The following is a 13,467-nucleotide window of genomic DNA, read 5'->3' as shown; positions in this document are numbered from 1 at the left end:
CTCGGCGCCCGACGCGCACTACGCGATGACGGTCACCGGGTCGCCGACCCGCAGGGTGCCGGGGGAGAGGGGCACCAGATTCTGGCCGAAGACGAGCTTGCCGCCCAGGCGCCGGTGCCGGCCCAGCGTGCGCAGGGGTTCCCTGCCGCGGTCGGCGGTGCTCTGGTCGGTCGTGGTCACGACGCACCGCCCGCACATCTTGGCGACCCGGAAGGTGACCTCCCCGATGGAGAGGCGCGTCCAGTCGTCCTCGGCCCAGGCGGGAGCGCCCGAGACGACCACGTTCGGCCGGAACCGGTTCATCGGCAGGGGTCCCTCGGCCGCGTGATCACCTTGGGCGATCAGGGAGTTGAGGGCGTCGAGGGAGGCCGCCGAGGTCAGCAGCAGCGGGTAGCCGTCGGCGAAGGAGACGGTCTCGCCGGGCCGTGCGAACTCCGGGTCGAGGGGCCGGCACGCGGCGGCGTCGGCCATGTGGACCAGCCGGGCCTCGGCACCGAGGTAGGCGCTGCACCAGGCGTGCGCGGCGGCGTCCTCGGCCGGAACCCCCTCGACCTTGTCGCGGAAGATCTGCACCGGCACCGCGTCGGCCGAACGCGGCACGGTCACGGTCAACGCGTCCATTCCGGGCGCGGACAGACGAACATCGCCGCCGGGCAGCAGCTCGGCGGCGGCCCGCGCCAGGCGCGGGTACTCACGTTGTGTGACGACCTTCCCTCCGGCGTCGATCAGCGCCCAGCGCCGGTCGCCGGCCAACCCCCAGGGCTCGACGACGGCCGCCCGGGGCGCGAGTCCCCGGAACGCCTTCACCGGATGCACGTGAATCGACTGCAGCTGCACGTTCCCCATGGGGCCATCGTGCCAGGAGGCGACGACAGCCCGGGGAGGGACTCAGTAGCCGCGGTACTGCTGGTTGTTGTACGGGTCCTGATAGGGAGCCGGCGCGGGCCGCGGAGCCGCGGGACGCATCGCCTCGTACCCCGTGCCCATCCCCATGCCGGGGCCCGGCTGCCGTTGCTGCTGAGCCTGCTGCCCGGGATAACCGCGCGGCGCCGCGGCCTGCTGCGGGATGTACGCCGCGGGCGCCTGCTGCAGCGGAGAGGGCTGCTGCGCCTGCGGATAGCCGTAGGTGGGCTGAGAGGGGCCCGCCGGGAGGGCGGGCAGTGCCGACGGCAGCGCGGGCAGGTGACTGCCCGGCATGTCGTACGCGGCGGGGACCCGGATCGGAGCGATCTGCGGGGTGCCCCGCTCGGCCACGAGAGAGTCGTAGATCGGAGTGTCCGGGAAGGAGGCGGAGTAGTAGCCGCCGCCATAAGTGGAGCGGGGGGAGGTCATGGCACATAAGTTAAGCCCACGATGTGCTGGTTGGGGAGACCGATAAGAGGGTTGTTTTCCGTGTCGGCAGTGGTGCGGGATCCCCAATGCGAGCGAACTTGGCAAAAAGGGGCGGCGTACAAGGTGATTCTCATGTAAAGGCCGAGTTCCTGGGGGGTTACCTGCGGTTGATCGACACTCTTCCTGAGCTCCTCATGGGAGTTCGCTGTCACGGGGAATAGGTTGGCCGGGTAGACAACCCGATGCGAGGGCCGGGACCTGCCCGGCGCGGGGACACGTGAGGGGCGCTCATGTCCATGCCGAAAGGATCAAACGTTCCGGTGCCGTCGAAGGCACTGCGGGTGGAATGGGGGTGGCGCTCCGGACCGGGCGTACCCGATGTGGACGCCTCGGCGCTGCTGCTGGTCGGTGGAAAGGTCCGCTCCGACGCCGACTTCGTCTTCTACAACCAGCCCGCGCACGCCTCCGGTGCGGTCCGTCACGAGGGCAAACGAGACGTCGGCGGCCGGGTGACCGACACGGTGCTCGTCGACCTCGCGCGCGTGGAGCCCGCCGTCGAGACCATCGTCCTCGTGGCTTCCGCGGACGGCGGCACGTTCGCGGGAGTTCCCGGCCTTTATATCGAGGTCCGCCAGGAGGCCGGCGACTCGGTGGCCGCGCGTTTCGAGAGCAGCGGCGCCACGGTGGAAACCGCTTTCGTGCTCGGTGAGTTCTACCGCCGTCAGGGTGCCTGGAAATTCCGCGCCGTGGGTCAGGGCTACGGCAGCGGACTGGAAGGCCTGGCCACGGACTTCGGGATCACCGTCGACGAACCACAACAGGCGGCGCCCGTCACGGCCCCCGCCCCCGCCCCCGTGCCGCCCCCTCCCGCGGCACCTCCGGTGCGCCTGAGCAAAGTGACGCTCACCAAGGCCGCCCCTTCCGTGTCGCTCACCAAGCAGGGCGGCACCTCGGGCTCCCTGAAGGTCAACCTCAACTGGGAGGTGCGCAAACAGTTCTCGGGCTGGGGCAGCAAACTGGGCCGCGCGGTCGCCCAGCACGCCGACCTCGACCTCGACCTGTGCGCCCTGTACGAACTCACCGACGGCAGCAAGGGAGTCGTGCAGTCCCTCGGCAACGCCTTCGGTTCCCTGCAACGGCCCCCCTACATCCACCTCGACGGCGACGACCGCACCGGTGCCGTCGCGAGCGGCGAGAACCTCACCGTCAACCTCGACCAGCAGCGGGCCTTCCGCCGCATCCTCGTCTTCGTCACCATCTACGAAGGTGCGAGGTCCTTCGCCGACCTGCACGCCTCGGTCACCCTCCAGCCGCAGCACGGCGCCGCGATCGACTTCTCCCTCGACGAGTGCACGGTGCCCTCGACGGTGTGCGCACTCGCCCTGATCACCAACACCGGCAGCGACCTGGTCGTCCAGCGCGAGGCCCGCTACCTGGTCCCCGAGCGCGGCGTGAGCCCGCAACGGACCGTCGACCACGTCTACGGGTGGGGCATGAACTGGACCCCCGGCCGGAAGTGACCGCTCAGGTCTCGTCCGCCACGACGGCGTCCGGACGCGCGTAGGTGCGGCCCTTCCATGCCGCGCCCCGCCCCCGGTAGTGCTGCACCGCCGAATCGACCGTCATGAGGAGATAGAGGAACGCGGTGAACGGCAGCAGGGGCGCGAGCCACAGCGGCTGACCGTAGTAGCGGAGCATCGGGAGGTACGTCCCCGTCATCACCAGCCACGCGAGCCCGCCGAGAACCACGGCGGACGCATCCCCCGTCGCCAGACCCGCGATCAGGGCCACGGGCGGCACCAAATACACCAGAACCAGCCCGGCCACCGTGCCGGTCAACAGCAGCGGGTTGTGCCGCAACTGCGCGTACGCGCTGCGCGACACCATCCGCCACAGGTCGTGCAGCCGCGGATACGGCCGCACGCTGTCCACCCGCTCGGCCAGCCCCAGCCAGATGTGCCCACCGCCGCCCTTGACGGCCCGCGCGAGCGCCACGTCGTCGATGACGGCGTGCGCGATGGCGTCCGGGATCCGCGCCCGCTCGGCCGCCTCGGTGCGCAACAGCACACAGCCGCCCGCCGCGGCGGCCGTGCGCGCTCCCCGCCTGCCGATCCGGCGGAACGGATACAACTGCGCGAAGAAGTAGACGAAGGCCGGCACGACCAGCCGCTCCCACAGGCTCGCCACCCGCAGCCGGGCCATCTGGGAGACGACGTCGAAGCCGCCGGTGCGCGCAGCCGCGACCAGCCGCCGCAGGCTGTCCGGTGCGTGGGCGATGTCGGCGTCCGTCAACAGCAGGTACTCGGGGCCACGCGCGCGTGCCAGGCCGATGCCGTGCCGTACCGCCCAGAGCTTGCCGGTCCAGCCCGCCGGCGGCTCACCGGGCGAGGTCACGGTCAGCGGCAGCCCTCCGTGACGCCGCGCCAGTTCCTGCGCGAGCTCCCCGGTGCCGTCGCAACTGCCGTCGTCGACGAGGAAGACCTCCGCCCGTCCCGGATAGTCTTGGAGGAGGAGCGAGGGCAGACTCGCGGGCAGTACCTCGGCCTCGTCGCGTGCCGGTACGACCACGCAGACCGGCGGCCAGTCCTCCGGGTCCCCACCGGGCGGCAGCCTGACGTCCGTACGCCAGAAGAAGCCCTGGCAGAGCAGCAGCCACAGCCAGGCGAGAAGTGATCCGGCGGCCGTCCACACGATGGTGCTCACGCCCGCAGTCTGCCCCACCGGACCGGCCCACAGAGGCCCATCGTCTATCGTGGCCGGGTGAAGATCGCGCTCATGGACTCCGGAATCGGGCTGCTGGCGGCCACCGTCGCGGTACGGCGTCTGCGACCCGACGCGGATCTCGTCCTCTCCCTCGATCCCGACGGCATGCCCTGGGGGCCCCGGACTTCCGAGGACCTCACCCGGCGTGCCGTGGCCGTCGCCGAGGCCGCCGCCGCACACCGTCCGGACGCGCTGATCATCGGCTGCAACACCGCCACCGTGCACGCCCTGCCGACCCTGCGGGCCCGCCTCGAACCAGGCATCCCGGTCATCGGCACGGTCCCCGCGATCAAGCCGGCCGCGGCCGGCGGCGGCCCCTTCGCGATCTGGGCGACGCCCGCCACGACGGGCAGCCCCTACCAGCGCGGACTCATCGAGGACTTCGCCGGCGGCGTGGCGGTCACCGAGGTGCCCTGCCACGGCCTCGCCGAGGCCGTGGAGCACGCCGACGAGGCGGCCATCGAGGCCGCCGTCGCCGCGGCCGCGGCCCTGACCCCGGCTGATGTGACGACCGTCGTCCTGGGCTGCACCCACTACGAGCTGGTCTCCGAGCGTATCCGTGCCGCGGTGCAGCGCCCTGGCTTCCCGCCGCTCGTCCTGCACGGCTCCGCGGGAGCGGTCGCCGCCCAGGCCCTGCGCCGACTGGGCGAGCAGCCCGCCCCCCGGGCGGCGGCCGACGGGACCCTGACGGTGCTGCTGAGCGGACGCGAGGGAAGCCTGCCCGAGCCCGCGCTGGCCTACGAGGAAGGCCGGCTCCTCACGGCGGTCAGCCCGGCCCAGTAGCCCGGCGGGCGTTCTTCGCACCGGGCGCACGCGCCGGGTGCGGACAAGACGGACGCCCCGCCTCCGCCGCCTCCACCCGGAGCAGTCGCTCTCCGCCACGCGTTACCCGCGCAGCGAAACCTGAGTAGTCTCGTCACCATGAGGGACCACCCCCGCGGCGACCACTCCCCGCACCCCGACGTCTGGACCGGCCGGGCCTCCAACCGGATCCAGTGGCTGCTGGCGCCCGTCGGCGCCGCCTGTGTGGCGCTCGGCGTCGAACTGGCCGTCGACTCGGCGTGGACGACCGGCGTGGCCCCGCTCGCGATGTCCGTGGTCGGCTGCATCGCGGCCGGGCTGCTGGTCCTCTTCGGCACCCTCGCCTTCGTGCACGTCGGCCTCAAGGTCGACAAGGAATCCCTGGAGGTGCGCTGCGGCCACATGGGCCTGCCGCGCCGCCGCATCCCGCTGGCGCACGTCGCCGGCGCCGAGTTCGACCCGCTCGTCACCCCGCGGCACTGGGGCGGCTGGGGCTACCGCTGGCGCCCGGAGAAGGGCACCGCGGTCGTCGTACGGCGGGGCGAGGGCGTGGTGCTCCAGTTGTGGGACGGCCACACGTTCACCGTCACCGTGGACGACGCCGAGGCGGCCGTACGGGTCATCCGGGACCGGCTGCGGTCGGGCACCGTCGCCCGCTGAGACGATCCGGCCGAGCACACGCGCCGACATCCCCGCCCCTCAGGGAGCGAGCCGGTCACTACGCGCGCGTACGTCCCTCTCCTGCCCCGGTGACTCCTCGGCGAAGGGGTGGGCCGTCGCCAGGCCGGCCAGCAGCCCCGCCCCCGCCGACACCGTGGTGAAGCTCAGCGCGTTGCCCACACAGGCGATCGCCGCCAGCGCGGTGAGGGCCGCGCCCGCGGTCAGGGCGACCGGCGTCGGCCGCCCCGTACGCCAGAGCGCGTAGAGCACCCAGCAGAAGGCCGTCGCCAGCAGCGCGAGGCCGACGACCCCCTGTTCGGCCGCCTGCTGGAGCGGCGCCGAGTGGGGCTTGCCGTCGGACAGCAGGGTTCCGGTCGCCGTCGTACTGAGTTCCCCGAACCGCCCCGGGCCGACGCCGAACGCCGTGTCCCCGCGCGCCAGGTGCAGGGCGTCGTGCCACAGCTCGATCCGTTGTCGGGTCAGCTGCCCTTCGAGGGACACCTCCAGCCCGTCCGGCACCGCGTTGCCGGCGACCGCCCAGGTCAGGCCCGTGGCCAGCCCCGCGGACAGGGCCAGCGCCGCCAGGGCCGGGCCACGGTGGCGGATCCGGCCCGCGGCGAGCGAGCACAGCAAGACCGCCGTACAGGCGAGGGCCCCGCCGACCGAACCGAGAACGGCCGCGGTCACCGTGATCCCGACGGCCAGCGCGCGCAGGGCGAACCGCAGGGCCGGTGCCCCGGCCGACCAGGCCGCACAGCACGCGGCGCCCGCCGAGAGGGTCAGCAGGGCGGCGGTGGCGCCGGCATGCCCCAGCGGCGCGATGATCTCCGGGCCGGGCGTGAGATGGGGCAGCCCCACCGAGAGACCGAGCCCGGCCAGCGCACCGGCACAGGGCGCGGCGACCGGCAGGAGCGCTCCGCAGATCCGCCCCGCGGCATAACCGGCGCCCACGGCGAGGACCGCGAGCAGCACGCCCTCGGGGCGCCCGCCCTGCGCGGCGGCCGTGACCAGGGACCAGACGGCACAGGCCCCGAGCACCACGACACCCACCGCGTCGGAAACGTTTCGTCTGTCGCCGTCCTCGTCCGAACCGGCCACAGACGTCATTCCTGTGGAACCCACCCCGCCCCCCGAACCCCGGTCGCCCCCGACCTGAGACGGTCCCGCCGCCCGTGGCGACGTCGGCCCGTACGACGAAGACTCCGGCACACCGTAACGGCTGATGGCCGCTTTGTGGACGAGTTGGACGGAGTTGCGCAGGAACGATGCGCCCGCCGTGGGGCAGGACGTCCGCCGTGACCGTGACGGACCGCATTGCCGGGGCCCGAGCATGCCGCCGTACACTCCCACCGTGACCGTCACCGCAACTTCCGTGGACGAGTCGGACCAGGTGAAGCCCCCGACCGCGCCCGCATCACGCGGGGCGCGGCTCCTGCGTCGTCTCGCCCCGGCCGCCGCAGCCGCGCTCTCCGGAGTGCTGCTGTACGTCAGTTTCCCGCCGCGCACCCTGTGGTGGCTGGCCCTGCCCGCCTTCGCCGTCTTCGGCTGGGTGCTGCGCGGCCGGAGCTGGAAGGCGGGGCTCGGTCTCGGCTATCTCTTCGGCCTGGGCTTCCTGCTGCCGCTGCTGGTGTGGACCGGCGTGGAGGTCGGCCCCGGCCCCTGGATCGCCCTCGTCGTGATCGAGGCGATCTTCGTCGCCCTGGTCGGCGCGGGCATCGCCGCCGTGTCGAAGCTGCCGGGCCGGCCGGTGTGGGCCGCCGCCCTCTGGATCGCCGGCGAGGCGGCACGCGCGCGTGTGCCCTTCAGCGGCTTCCCTTGGGGGAAGATCGCGTTCGGCCAGGCCGACGGCGTGTTCCTGCCGCTCGCCGCGCTGGGCGGCACCCCGGTCCTCGGCTTCGCGGTCGTCCTGTGCGGCTTCGGTCTTTACGAGGTGGTGAGACTGGTCGTCGAGGGACGGCGCACGCGCGCGGTGCGGTGGTCGGCCGCGGCCGTCGCCCTGCTGAGTGTCGTCCTGCCCGTGGTGGCCGCGCTGGCCGCCCGGTCGCTGGTGAGCGACAAGGCCCAGGTCGGCACCGCGACCGTCGCGGTCATCCAGGGCAACGTGCCGCGCGCGGGGCTGGAGTTCAACGCCCAGCGGCGCGCCGTGCTCGACTACCACGCGCGCGAGACCGAGCGACTGGCCGCCGAGGTCAAGGCCGGCAAGGTCGCGAAGCCGGACTTCGTGCTGTGGCCGGAGAACTCCTCCGACATCGACCCGTTCGCCAACGCCGACGCACGCGCCGTCATCGACGAGGCGGCCAGGTCGATCGGCGTGCCGATCTCCGTCGGCGGTGTGGTCGAGCGGGACGGCAAGCTCTACAACGAGCAGATCCTGTGGGACCCGGTCAAGGGGCCCACCGACACCTACGACAAGCGGCAGATCCAGCCCTTCGGCGAGTACCTGCCGCTGCGCTCGCTCATCGGCGCGATCAACGACAACTGGACCTCGATGGTCCGCCAGGACTTCAGCCGGGGCAGCAAGCCGGGCGTGTTCGACATGGCGGGCGCCAAGGTCGGCCTGGTCACCTGCTACGAGGCGGCCTTCGACTGGGCGGTGCGCTCCGAGGTCACCGACGGAGCGCAGCTGATCTCCGTACCGAGCAACAACGCGACCTTCGACCACAGCGAGATGACCTACCAGCAGCTCGCCATGTCCCGGGTGCGGGCCGTCGAGCACAGCCGGACCGTCACCGTGCCGGTGACCAGCGGCGTCAGCGCGATCATCATGCCGGACGGGAGGATCACACAGAAGACCGGCATGTTCGTGGCCGACTCCCTGGTCCAGAAGGTGCCGCTGCGTTCCTCGCAGACGCCCGCCACCCGGCTGGGCGTCCTGCCGGAGATCGCCCTGGTGCTGGTCGCCGCGGGCGGACTGGGCTGGGCCGTCGCCGCAGGGATGCGCGGGCGACGCGCCGGTGGCGTGTAGCCGTACGCCCGCCGGGCGCCCGGGAAAGATCAACGGAGCAATGGATCAGGCCCGTTAGGGTCGGGGCATGGCTACTCCTGACTTCATCCGCACCCTCCGTACCTCCATCGGCCATGAGCTGCTGTGGCTGCCCGGCGTCAGCGCCGTGGTCTTCGACGACGAGGGCAGGGTGCTGCTCAACCGCCGTTCGGACAACGGCAAATGGTCGCTGATCGGTGGCATCCCGGAGCCGGGGGAGCAGCCCGCGGCCTGCGCGGTGCGGGAGGTCGAGGAGGAGACCGGGGTCCACTGCGAGGTGGAGCGGGTGATCGTCGTCCAGTCGCTCAAGGCCGTCGCGTACGACAACGGCGACGTGTGCCAGTACATGGACATCTCGTTCCGCTGCCGGGCCCTCGGCGGCGAGGCCCGGGTGAACGACGACGAGTCGCTGGAGGTGGGCTGGTTCGCCGTGGACGCCCTGCCCCAGCTCAACGAGTTCGCGCATCTGAGGATCAAGCAGGCAATGTCGGACGCACCCACATGGTTCGAACCCATGACTTCCGAATGAAGTGTGGGTGGTGACCATATGGGGCGGGGCTCGGGTGCTGCCTAGGGTCGGGACATGACCGCCAGCACCGCCCTCCCGGGCTCCCATGCCAGCTCGCTCGACCTCGGCGGGCGCACCGCCCTCGTCACCGGCGCCGCGGGTGGCATCGGCCGCGCCTGCGCGCTGCGCCTGGCGGCCGCCGGCGCCAAGGTGCGAGCGGTCGACCGGGACGCCGAGGGCCTGGAGGCGCTCACCGAACGGGCCCTGGGCCTCGCTGGCACCCTCGAACCGCACGTCCTCGACCTCACCGACCTGGACGCCGCCGAACTCGCGGCCGCGGGGACCGACGTCCTCGTCAACAACGCCGGGCTGCAACTGGTGCGCCCCATCGAGGAGTTCCCGCCCGACGTCTTCCACACGGTGCTCACCGTGATGCTGGAGGCACCGTTCCGGCTCATCCGGGGCGCGCTGCCCCACATGTACGGCCAGGGCTGGGGCCGCATCGTCAACATCTCCTCCGTCCACGGTCTGCGCGCCTCGGCCTACAAGTCGGCCTATGTGGCCGCCAAACACGGCCTGGAGGGACTCTCCAAGACGGCCGCCCTCGAAGGCGCGCCCCATGGCGTCACGTCGAACTGTGTGAACCCCGCCTATGTGCGCACCCCACTGGTCGAGAAGCAGCTCGCCGACCAGGCCCGGGCGCACGGCATCCCCGAGGAGCGTGTGCTGTCGGAGGTGCTGTTGCAGGACAGCGCCGTCAAGCGGCTGATCGAGCCTGAGGAGGTCGCGGAGGCCGTGGCCTATCTGTGCGGCCCGCAGGCGTCCTTCGTGACCGGCACCTCGCTCCTCCTCGACGGCGGCTGGACCGCCCATTGAGCCGGGCGGCGCCTGTCGGCCGTGGAGTTTTCCACAGGCCTGACGGCGCGGTCGGGAGATGGTGAATCCTGTGAGCATGTCCAGCGATCACGTGCAGTCCGCCGACCGCTCCGACGCTGCCGCGCCGACCGGCGCCGAGGCGCCGTTCCTGGAGCTGCTCGCCCGCGGCGCGTCCGCCGACGCCTACGAGCAGCCGGTACTGCTCGCCCGTGCCGAGGGCCGGCCGGCCGAGCGGATCGTCGCGCTGGAACAGGCCAAGCGGCTCGCGCTGCGGGTCCGCTCGGAGCTGGAGGGGCGGCGCCGGCGGGAGGCCGAGCTGTCCGCGCTCTTCGAGACCGCCCACGACCTGGCCGGGCTGCGCGACCTGGACGCCGTGCTCCAGGCGATCGTGCAGCGCGCCCGCTCCCTGCTCGGCACCGACATCGCCTATCTCAGCCTGAACGACCCGGCACGCGGCGACACCTACATGCGGGTCACCGAGGGCTCGGTGGCGGCCCGCTTCCAGCAGCTGCGGCTCGGCATGGGGGAGGGACTCGGCGGGCTCGTCGCCCAGACGGCCCGCCCGTACGTCACCGACGACTACTTCAAGGACGACCGCTTCCGGCACACCCTCGCCATCGACGCGGGCGTGCGCGACGAAGGCCTGGTCGCCATCCTGGGCGTGCCGCTCATGCTGGGGCATCACGTCATCGGGGTGCTCTTCGCGGCGGACCGCAGAGCACGCGTCTTCGAGCGCGAACAGATCGCGCTGCTCGGTTCGTTCGCCGCGCTGGCCGCGGCCGCCATCGACACCACGAACCTCCTCACCGAGACCCGCTCGGCCCTCACCGACCTGGAGCGGGCCCACGAGATCATCCAGGACCGCAGCGGGGTCATCGAACGTGCCTCCGACGTCCACGACCGGCTCGCCGAACTCGTGCTGCGCGGCGGCGGGGTCCACGACGTGGCCGCCGCGGTCTCCGAAGTCCTCGACGGCACGGTCGAGTTCACCGAGGCCGCCGACGCACCCGGCGAAGCCCTGGAGGAGTCCCGCGCCGAGGGGCACGCGGTGCGGCACACGGACGACTGGATCGCCGCGGTGGCCGCGGGCGGCGAGCTGCTCGGCGCGCTCGTGCTGCGCGGCCACCCGGGCCTGGACCCCGTCGACCAGCGCACTCTGGAGCGCGCCGCCATGGTCACCTCGCTGCTGCTGCTCGCCCGGCGCTCCGCGGCCGAGGCCGAACAACGCGTGCGCGGTGAGCTGTTGGACGACCTCCTCGACGCCCGTGACCGCGATCCGCGCCTCCTGCGCGAGCGTGCGTCCCGGCTGCACGCCGACCTCGACGCCACCCATGTCGTACTCGCCGCCCGTCTGGACGGCGCCGCGACCGACGCCGATCAGGAGGCGGCCGCCCGCCGACGCCTGTGGTCCGCCGCGTCCCACCTGGCCGGCACCCGACGCGGACTGGCCGCCGCCCGCGACGGCGGCACCGTCCTGCTGCTGCCCCTGGAACCCGGCGACACCGCCGCGGAGTCGGCCCGCCGCACCGCCCGGCACCTGGGCGGTGCCGTGCACGAGGCGGTCACCGTCGGCGCCTCCGCTCCGGTCGAGAACCTCGTCGCCCACCCCGAGGCCGTGGCCGCGGCCTACGAGGAGGGCCGGCGCTGCCTCGACGCGCTGCGTCTGCTGGGCCGCTCCGGCGACGGAGCCGCCGCCGAGGACTTCGGCTTCCTCGGACTGCTGCTCGCCGGAGACCGGGACATCGCGGGCTTCGTCGACCGCACGATCGGCCGGGTCGTCGGGTACGACGGGCGACGCGGCACCGACCTCCTGCACACCCTCGACGCGTACTTCACCTGCGGGATGAGTCCGGCTCGCACGAAGGACGAGCTCCACGTCCATGTGAACACGGTCGCCCAGCGGCTGGAACGGATCGGCCGCCTCCTGGGTGACGACTGGCAGAGCCCGGCGCGCGCCCTGGAGATCCAACTGGCCCTGCGGCTGCACCGGTTGTCGGGACCGGCACAGCGCTGACCCCCGTACGCGGCACGCACGGGGGCCGGATCGGAAAAGGTCAGACGGCGCGGGCATCCGCGGGGTGGGCCGGCGCGGGCTCGGCGTCGGACGGGGACTCGACCTCGGACAGATCCCTGTGCCGGGTCTCCTTGGCCACCCCCACGGCGATCACCGTCAGGACGACCGCGCCGATGACGTACAGCGCGATGGGCGTGGAACTCCCGTAGTCGGCCAGCAGTGCCGTGGCGATCAGGGGTGCGGGCGCGCCCGCCGCGACCGAGGCGAACTGGGCGCCGATGGAGGCGCCGGAGTAGCGCATCCGGGTCGCGAACATCTCGGAGAAGAAGGCGGCCTGGGGCGCGTACATCGCACCGTGCAGCACCAGGCCCACCGTCACCGCGAGGACCAGGTTGCCGAAGCCGCCGGTGTCGATCAGGGAGAAGAACGGGAACATCCACACGCCGACGCCCACGGCGCCCAGCAGATACACGGGGCGGCGGCCGATCCGGTCCGACAGCGCGCCCCAGCCCGGGATCACCGCGAAGTGCACGGCCGACGCGATCAGCACGGCGTTGAGCGCGGTCTGCTTCGAGACGCCGGCCGAGGTGGTGGCGTAGACGAGGATGAACGCGGTGATCACGTAGTAGCTGATGTTCTCCGCCATGCGTGCGCCCATCGCCACCAGGACGTCCCGCCAGTGGTGACGCAGGACGGAGACGACCGGGAGTTTCTCGGCCCCTTCGTCGTGTCCCGCCTTGCGGGCCTCCGCCTGCGCCAACGCCTGCTTGAAGACCGGAGATTCATCGACAGAGAGACGAATCCACAGACCGACCATCACCAGTACACCCGAGAGCAGGAACGGGATCCGCCAGCCCCAGCTGCCGAACGCGGCGTCCGACAGGACGGCGGTCAGCAGCGACAGCACGCCGGTCGCCAGGAGTTGCCCCGCCGGCGCCCCGGTCTGTGGCCAGGACGCCCAGAAGCCGCGCCGGCGGGCGTCCCCGTGCTCGGACACCAGCAGCACCGCTCCGCCCCACTCGCCGCCGAGCGCGAAGCCCTGCACCAGACGCAGCACGGTCAGCAGCACCGGAGCGGCCGAACCGATGGTCGCGTGTGTGGGCAGCAGACCGATCGCGAAGGTCGCCCCGCCCATCAGCAACAGACTCAGCACCAGCAGCTTCTTGCGCCCGAGCCGGTCGCCGTAGTGCCCGAAGACGAGCGCGCCCAACGGCCGCGCCGCGAACCCGACGGCGTACGTCAGAAAGGACAGCAGCGTGCCGACCAGGGGGTCGGAGTCCGGGAAGAACAGCTTGTTGAAGACGAGCGCGGCGGCGGATCCGTAGAGGAAGAAGTCGTACCACTCGATGGTGGTGCCGATGAGGCTGGCGGCGACGATGCGCTTGAGGCTGGCGGGGGGTGGGGGAGCGGTCGCGGGGGAGGTCATCGGTACCACTTCCTGGCGGTCGGCGGGGACGTGTGCGTGTTGCCACACCGTAGGAAGGAGCAGGTCAGAGGCACATGTGGTGGGACACCATAGTTCTGGGTGGG

General features: G+C 72.4%; 12 protein-coding genes. 7 read left to right on the top strand and 5 right to left on the bottom strand.

Annotated elements, in window-relative coordinates; all coding sequences use genetic code 11:
* Positions 1 to 18 precede the first annotated feature (18 nt).
* Complete coding sequence (locus tag ACZ5VD_RS10425; protein ID WP_468681885.1) at positions 19 to 846, bottom strand: MOSC domain-containing protein; 828 nt, start codon at positions 844 to 846, stop codon at positions 19 to 21.
* Positions 847 to 888: 42 nt separating this feature from the next.
* The gene (locus tag ACZ5VD_RS10420; protein ID WP_468551858.1) at positions 889 to 1,332 is read right to left on the bottom strand and encodes a DUF6643 family protein; all 444 of its coding nucleotides are present in this window, start codon (positions 1,330 to 1,332) and stop codon (positions 889 to 891) included.
* Positions 1,333 to 1,628: 296 nt separating this feature from the next.
* On the opposite strand from ACZ5VD_RS10420, the gene ACZ5VD_RS10415 reads away from it, so the two are divergent.
* Positions 1,629 to 2,852 (top strand): TerD family protein, encoded by a 1,224-nt coding sequence (locus ACZ5VD_RS10415; protein WP_468681883.1) that lies wholly within the window; start codon positions 1,629 to 1,631, stop codon positions 2,850 to 2,852.
* 4 nt (positions 2,853 to 2,856) lie between these two features.
* On the opposite strand, the gene ACZ5VD_RS10410 is transcribed toward ACZ5VD_RS10415, so the two are convergent.
* Positions 2,857 to 4,035 carry a glycosyltransferase gene (locus tag ACZ5VD_RS10410; RefSeq protein ID WP_468551860.1) on the bottom strand — a complete coding sequence of 393 codons (1,179 nt, stop codon included), beginning with the start codon at positions 4,033 to 4,035 and terminating at the stop codon, positions 2,857 to 2,859.
* A gap of 57 nt (positions 4,036 to 4,092) precedes the next feature.
* On the opposite strand from ACZ5VD_RS10410, the gene ACZ5VD_RS10405 reads away from it, so the two are divergent.
* Positions 4,093 to 4,878 carry a glutamate racemase gene (locus ACZ5VD_RS10405; RefSeq protein WP_468551861.1) on the top strand — a complete coding sequence of 262 codons (786 nt, stop codon included), beginning with the start codon at positions 4,093 to 4,095 and terminating at the stop codon, positions 4,876 to 4,878.
* Positions 4,879 to 5,016: 138 nt separating this feature from the next.
* Complete coding sequence (locus tag ACZ5VD_RS10400; RefSeq protein ID WP_468551862.1) at positions 5,017 to 5,556, top strand: hypothetical protein; 540 nt, start codon at positions 5,017 to 5,019, stop codon at positions 5,554 to 5,556.
* 39 nt (positions 5,557 to 5,595) lie between these two features.
* On the opposite strand, the gene ACZ5VD_RS10395 is transcribed toward ACZ5VD_RS10400, so the two are convergent.
* The gene (locus ACZ5VD_RS10395; RefSeq protein WP_468551863.1) at positions 5,596 to 6,663 is read right to left on the bottom strand and encodes an O-antigen ligase family protein; all 1,068 of its coding nucleotides are present in this window, start codon (positions 6,661 to 6,663) and stop codon (positions 5,596 to 5,598) included.
* A gap of 244 nt (positions 6,664 to 6,907) precedes the next feature.
* Here ACZ5VD_RS10395 and lnt point away from each other — a divergent pair, with 244 nt between their 5' ends.
* The 4 genes from lnt (at position 6,908) to ACZ5VD_RS10375 (ending at position 11,937) form a co-directional block, all read left to right on the top strand.
* Positions 6,908 to 8,521 carry an apolipoprotein N-acyltransferase gene (gene lnt, locus ACZ5VD_RS10390; RefSeq protein WP_468551864.1) on the top strand — a complete coding sequence of 538 codons (1,614 nt, stop codon included), beginning with the start codon at positions 6,908 to 6,910 and terminating at the stop codon, positions 8,519 to 8,521.
* Between the two features lie 67 nt (positions 8,522 to 8,588).
* Positions 8,589 to 9,068, top strand: a complete 480-nt coding sequence (locus tag ACZ5VD_RS10385; protein ID WP_468551865.1) for an NUDIX hydrolase — start codon at positions 8,589 to 8,591, stop codon at positions 9,066 to 9,068.
* Positions 9,069 to 9,122: 54 nt separating this feature from the next.
* Complete coding sequence (locus ACZ5VD_RS10380; RefSeq protein ID WP_468551866.1) at positions 9,123 to 9,923, top strand: 3-hydroxybutyrate dehydrogenase; 801 nt, start codon at positions 9,123 to 9,125, stop codon at positions 9,921 to 9,923.
* Positions 9,924 to 9,999: 76 nt separating this feature from the next.
* The gene (locus ACZ5VD_RS10375; protein WP_468681881.1) at positions 10,000 to 11,937 is read left to right on the top strand and encodes a helix-turn-helix domain-containing protein; all 1,938 of its coding nucleotides are present in this window, start codon (positions 10,000 to 10,002) and stop codon (positions 11,935 to 11,937) included.
* Between the two features lie 40 nt (positions 11,938 to 11,977).
* On the opposite strand, the gene ACZ5VD_RS10370 is transcribed toward ACZ5VD_RS10375, so the two are convergent.
* Positions 11,978 to 13,363: an MFS transporter gene (locus tag ACZ5VD_RS10370; RefSeq protein ID WP_468551868.1), complete on the bottom strand. Its 1,386-nt coding sequence runs from the start codon at positions 13,361 to 13,363 to the stop codon at positions 11,978 to 11,980.
* Between the last annotated feature and the right edge of the window lie 104 nt (positions 13,364 to 13,467).

This window comes from Streptomyces sp. NPDC032822 (assembly GCF_055578825.1).
Note: the sequence above shows the minus strand (reverse complement) of the source record. Positions and strands in the feature narration are given on the sequence as shown.

Bases quoted from the DNA above. Each gene is read 5' to 3' on its own strand.
- ACZ5VD_RS10425 (WP_468681885.1), bottom strand. From the start codon at position 846: ATGGGGAACGTGCAGCTGCAGTCGATTCACGTGCATCCGGTGAAGGCG.
- ACZ5VD_RS10420 (WP_468551858.1), bottom strand. From the start codon at position 1,332: ATGACCTCCCCCCGCTCCACTTATGGCGGCGGCTACTACTCCGCCTCC.
- ACZ5VD_RS10415 (WP_468681883.1), top strand. From the start codon at position 1,629: ATGCCGAAAGGATCAAACGTTCCGGTGCCGTCGAAGGCACTGCGGGTG.
- ACZ5VD_RS10400 (WP_468551862.1), top strand. From the start codon at position 5,017: ATGAGGGACCACCCCCGCGGCGACCACTCCCCGCACCCCGACGTCTGG.
- ACZ5VD_RS10395 (WP_468551863.1), bottom strand. From the start codon at position 6,663: ATGACGTCTGTGGCCGGTTCGGACGAGGACGGCGACAGACGAAACGTT.
- ACZ5VD_RS10385 (WP_468551865.1), top strand. From the start codon at position 8,589: ATGGCTACTCCTGACTTCATCCGCACCCTCCGTACCTCCATCGGCCAT.
- ACZ5VD_RS10380 (WP_468551866.1), top strand. From the start codon at position 9,123: ATGACCGCCAGCACCGCCCTCCCGGGCTCCCATGCCAGCTCGCTCGAC.
- ACZ5VD_RS10375 (WP_468681881.1), top strand. From the start codon at position 10,000: ATGTCCAGCGATCACGTGCAGTCCGCCGACCGCTCCGACGCTGCCGCG.
- ACZ5VD_RS10370 (WP_468551868.1), bottom strand. From the start codon at position 13,363: ATGACCTCCCCCGCGACCGCTCCCCCACCCCCCGCCAGCCTCAAGCGC.